This window comes from Streptomyces sp. NPDC092370, from assembly GCF_044755265.1.
In the GTDB taxonomy this organism is placed as follows: Bacteria; Actinomycetota; Actinomycetes; order Streptomycetales; family Streptomycetaceae; genus Streptomyces.
The window spans coordinates 49689-54027 of record NZ_JBIVQO010000019.1; the positions used below are offsets into that span (position 1 = coordinate 49689).

Consider the following 4339-nt stretch of genomic DNA (forward strand, 5'->3'; position numbering starts at 1 on the left):
GGGCCCGCGTGCTGGGCGGCCCCGGCGGCGGCGCTGGCGCTGGCGTCGGCCGTCGTGGCGGTTCGGGCGCTGCGCAGGCGCCGCTGAGCCGTTCGGTAGCCGGACGGGCCCGCGTGCTGGGCGGCCCCGGCGGCGGCGCTGGCGCTGGCGTCGGCCGTCGTGGCGGTTCGGGCGCTGCGCAGGCGCCGCTGAGCCGTTCGGCAGCCGGAGGGGCCCGCGTGCCGGGCGGACATGGCCGAAGCACCCCGCAACCCGTGAGGCCCTCTTGATCACCGCAGTAGGGTCGTCCCGTGAGTGACGAAGACATCACGCTGACCGCGGGTGACGCGGAGGTGACCGTGCAGCCGGGCAACGGCGGCCGGGTGGGAGGGCTGCGGATCGGCGGCGTCGAACTGCTCCGCCAGGGTGAGAGGTTCGGGTGCTTCCCGATGGTGCCGTGGTGCGGACGGATCCGGGACGGACGGTTCCTGGACGGCGCCGAAGTGCGCCGGATGCCCCTCAACGCCCCGCCCCACGCCATCCACGGCACCGTCCGCGACGGCGCCTGGCGCACCGCCCGCACGAGCGCCGACGAGGCCGTTCTCACCTGCGAGCTCGCCGACCCCTGGCCCCATCCGGGCCTCGTCACCCAGATCGTCTCCCTCACCGAGGACGCGCTGACGCTGACCATGTCCGTCGAGACGTACCAGTCGTCCTTCCCGGCGCAGATCGGCTGGCACCCCTGGTTCAACCGGAATCTCGGCGGCGAGGACGTGACCCTCGCCTTCGACCCCGCCTGGCAGGAGGAGCGCGGCGCCGACCATGTGCCCACCGGCAACCGCATCGCCCCGAAGCCCGGCCCCTGGGACGACTGCTTCGGCATGCCCGGCGGCGTCGAGGCGACCCTGACCTGGCCCGGTCAGCTGGAGCTGAAGGTGGCCAGCCGCGAGGAGTGGGTGGTCGTCTACGACGAGCAGGAGGCGGCCGTGTGCGTGGAACCGCAGACCGGCCCGCCCAACGGGCTCAACACGTCGCCCCACCTGGTCACACCCCTGGAGCCGCTGGAGGCCGCCACCACCTGGAGCTGGCGCCGCCTCTAAGCTGGGCGCCATGACGGACACGCGTGGCGCGCTGCTGCAGCAGATCAAGGACAAGGCCGTGGTGCACGGCAAGGTGACCCTGTCGTCGGGCCTCGAGGCCGACTACTACGTCGACCTGCGCCGCATCACCCTCGACGGCGAGGCCGCCCCGCTCGTCGGGCAGGTGCTGCTGGACCTGACCGACGAGCTGCGGTTCGACGCCGTCGGCGGTCTCACCATGGGCGCCGACCCGGTCGCCGCCGCCATGCTGCACGCGGCCGCCGCGCGCGGGAAGCGCCTGGACGCGTTCGTCGTGCGCAAGGCCGCCAAGGCGCACGGCCTGCAGCGGCGCGTCGAGGGCCCGGACATCGCGGGCCGCCGCGTGCTGGTCGTCGAGGACACCTCCACCACCGGCGGCTCCCCGCTCACCGCCGTCGAGGCCGTGCGCGAGGCCGGGGCCGAGGTCGTCGCCGTCGCGACCATCGTCGACCGGGCGACCGGTGCCGCCGAGAAGATCCAGGAGGGCGCCGGGGTGCCGTACCTCTTCGCCTTCTCCAAGGACGAGCTGGGCCTCGACTGACCGGGTACTGACCAGGGCGTGGACGGTGGCCTGGACCTTCCGGCCAAGTCTGGAAAGATGGGGCCGACGATGACGTCGCACCCCAAGGTCTAGGTCAGGGCCGTTAGACACAGCAGTACGTCAACCCGCAGATACAAGGAGCGGACGCATGCCCATCGCAACTCCCGAGGTCTACAACGAGATGCTGGACCGGGCGAAGGCAGGAAAGTTCGCCTACCCGGCCATCAACGTGACCTCCACCCAGACCCTGCACGCGGCCCTGCGCGGTTTCGCTGAGGCGGAGAGCGACGGCATCGTCCAGATCTCCACGGGTGGCGCCGAGTTCCTGGGCGGCCAGTACAGCAAGGACATGGTGACCGGCGCGGTCGCCCTGGCCGAGTTCGCGCACATCGTCGCCGAGAAGTACCCGGTGAACATCGCGCTGCACACCGACCACTGCCCCAAGGACAAGCTCGACGGGTACGTGCGTCCGCTGCTGGCGCTGTCCCAGAAGCGCGTCGAGGCCGGTCTGAACCCGCTGTTCCAGTCGCACATGTGGGACGGCTCGGCCGAGACCCTCGCCGACAACCTCTCCATCGCGCAGGAGCTGCTGGAGCAGGCCCGCGCCGCGAAGATCATCCTCGAGGTGGAGATCACCCCGACCGGTGGCGAGGAGGACGGCGTCTCCCACGAGATCAACGACTCCCTCTACACCACGGTCGACGACGCGATCCGCACCGCCGAGGCCCTCGGCCTGGGCGAGAAGGGCCGCTACCTGCTGGCCGCGTCCTTCGGCAACGTGCACGGCGTGTACAAGCCGGGCAACGTCGTCCTGCGTCCCGAGCTGCTGAAGGAGCTGAACGAGGGCGTCGCCGCCAAGTTCGGCAAGGGCTCCCCGTTCGACTTCGTCTTCCACGGCGGCTCCGGCTCCTCGGAGGAGGAGATCCGCACCGCGCTGGAGAACGGCGTCGTGAAGATGAACATCGACACCGACACCCAGTACGCGTTCACGCGTCCGGTCGCGGACCACATGTTCCGCAACTACGACGGTGTCCTGAAGGTCGACGGCGAGGTCGGCAACAAGAAGACCTACGACCCGCGCACCTGGGGCAAGCTGGCCGAGGCCTCCATGTCCGCGCGTGTCGTCGAGGCCTGCGGCAACCTGCGCTCGACCGGCACGAAGATCAAGTAAGTCCCGGTTCCACTCGCGTCGAGCCCGGCACCTCCTGGGGTGCCGGGCTCTTCCGTATGCTCCTATGCTCCCTGCATGCCCGATGTCCGGTTGGCCTCCCCGCAGGGCAAGTGGGTCCTGCTCACCACCGTCCTCGGCTCCGGCATGGCGATGCTGGACTCGACCGTCGTCAACGTGGCCCTGCCGCGTATCGGCCGTGACCTCGACGCGAACCTGTCCGCGTTGCAGTGGACCGTCAACGCCTACATGGTCACGCTGGCCGGGCTGATCCTGCTGGGCGGGGCGCTCGGGGACCGGTTCGGTCGGCGGAAGGTGTTCGTCATCGGTGTGGTGTGGTTCGCGGTGGCGTCGCTGCTGTGCGGGATCGCGCCGAACGCGGGCGTGCTGATCGCGGCGCGGGCCCTGCAGGGGGTGGGCGGTGCGCTCCTCACCCCCGGGTCGCTGGCGCTGATCCAGGCGTCCTTCCATCCCGACGACCGGGGGCGGGCCGTGGGCCTGTGGTCCGGCTTCGGCGGGATCGCGGCGGCGGTCGGGCCGTTCGTCGGCGGCTGGCTGGTGGACGGGCCGGGCTGGCGGTGGGTGTTTCTGCTGAACGTGCCGCTCGCGCTGCTGTGCGTGCCCGTCGCCCTGCGGCACGTGCCCGAGTCGGGTGGGGAACAGCGGGCGCACGGGCGGTTCGACGTGCTCGGGGCCGTGCTGGGGGCGCTGGCCCTCGCGCTGGTGACGTACGCGCTCATCGAGGCGAGCGGGGGCGGTGCGGTGGTGGCGGTCTCGGCGGTGGCCGGAGCGGCCGCGGCCGTGGCGTTCGTGCTCGTCGAGCGGCGCCGGCCCGATCCGATGATGCCGCCGGACATCTTCGCGTCCCGGCAGTTCACGGCCGTCAACATCGTCACGCTGTGCGTGTACGCGGCCCTCGGCGGGTTCTTCTTCCTCGCCGCGCTCCAGCTCCAGGTGGTCGTGGGCTACTCGGCCCTCGCCACCGGTATCGCGCTGCTGCCGACGACCGTGCTGATGCTGCTGCTGTCCGCGCGGTCCGGGGAACTGGCCGGCCGGATCGGGCCCCGGATCCCGCTGACGGTGGGGCCGCTGCTGTGCGCGGCCGGGATGCTGCTGATGCTGCGGGTCGGGCCGGGGGCGTCCTACCTCGCCGATGTGCTGCCGGCGCTGCTGGTGCTCGGGCTGGGCCTGGTCACGCTGGTGGCGCCGCTGACGGCGACGGTGCTGGGCTCGGTGAGCGTGGTGCGAGCGGGGCTGGCCAGCGGCATCAACAACGCGGCGGCCCGGGCGGCGGGCCTGATGGCGGTGGCGGCGCTGCCGCTGCTGGTGGGGATGGGGGAGGAGGCGTACCGGGAGCCGGCCGCCTTCGACACGGCGTTCGGGAAGGCGATGGGGTGGTGTGCCGGGGCGTTGGTTCTGGGGGCGGTCGTCACGGCTGCGGTGGTACGGAATCCGCCACCGGGCTGCAGGCGGCCGGAGTGCCTGCGGCACGGCGGTGTGACGGCGCCCCCGCTGGAGGGGGAGCCGGTACGG

At 72.2% G+C, this 4339-nt stretch carries 5 protein-coding genes; 4 read left to right on the forward strand and 1 reads right to left on the reverse strand.

Translation table 11 applies throughout. From position 1 onward, the window contains the following. The coding region (locus ACIQHQ_RS35840) for a hypothetical protein (RefSeq protein ID WP_402620502.1) at positions 1-233 on the reverse strand (233 nt) is incomplete at its 3' end. 57 nt (positions 234-290) lie between these two features. Between ACIQHQ_RS35840 and ACIQHQ_RS35845 the strand changes: the two genes are divergently transcribed. The 4 genes from ACIQHQ_RS35845 to ACIQHQ_RS35860 form a co-directional block, all read left to right on the forward strand. Beyond that, entirely contained in the window at positions 291-1079 is a 789-nt protein-coding gene (locus ACIQHQ_RS35845) for an aldose 1-epimerase (protein ID WP_402620505.1), read from the forward strand. 10 nt (positions 1080-1089) lie between these two features. Beyond that, positions 1090-1638 carry an orotate phosphoribosyltransferase gene (gene pyrE / locus ACIQHQ_RS35850; RefSeq protein WP_402620507.1) on the forward strand — a complete coding sequence of 183 codons (549 nt, stop codon included), beginning with the start codon at positions 1090-1092 and terminating at the stop codon, positions 1636-1638. 148 nt (positions 1639-1786) lie between these two features. Further along, positions 1787-2809, forward strand: a complete 1023-nt coding sequence (gene fbaA / locus ACIQHQ_RS35855) for a class II fructose-bisphosphate aldolase (protein ID WP_402620510.1) — start codon at positions 1787-1789, stop codon at positions 2807-2809. A 75-nt stretch (positions 2810-2884) separates the two neighbouring features. After that, positions 2885-4339: MFS transporter (locus ACIQHQ_RS35860; protein WP_402620513.1), on the forward strand; the 1455-nt coding region annotated here is incomplete at its 3' end.

Excerpts from the sequence above, each read along its gene's own strand:
- pyrE (WP_402620507.1), top strand. The coding sequence starts at position 1,090 with ATGACGGACACGCGTGGCGCGCTGCTGCAGCAGATCAAGGACAAGGCC.
- fbaA (WP_402620510.1), top strand. The coding sequence starts at position 1,787 with ATGCCCATCGCAACTCCCGAGGTCTACAACGAGATGCTGGACCGGGCG.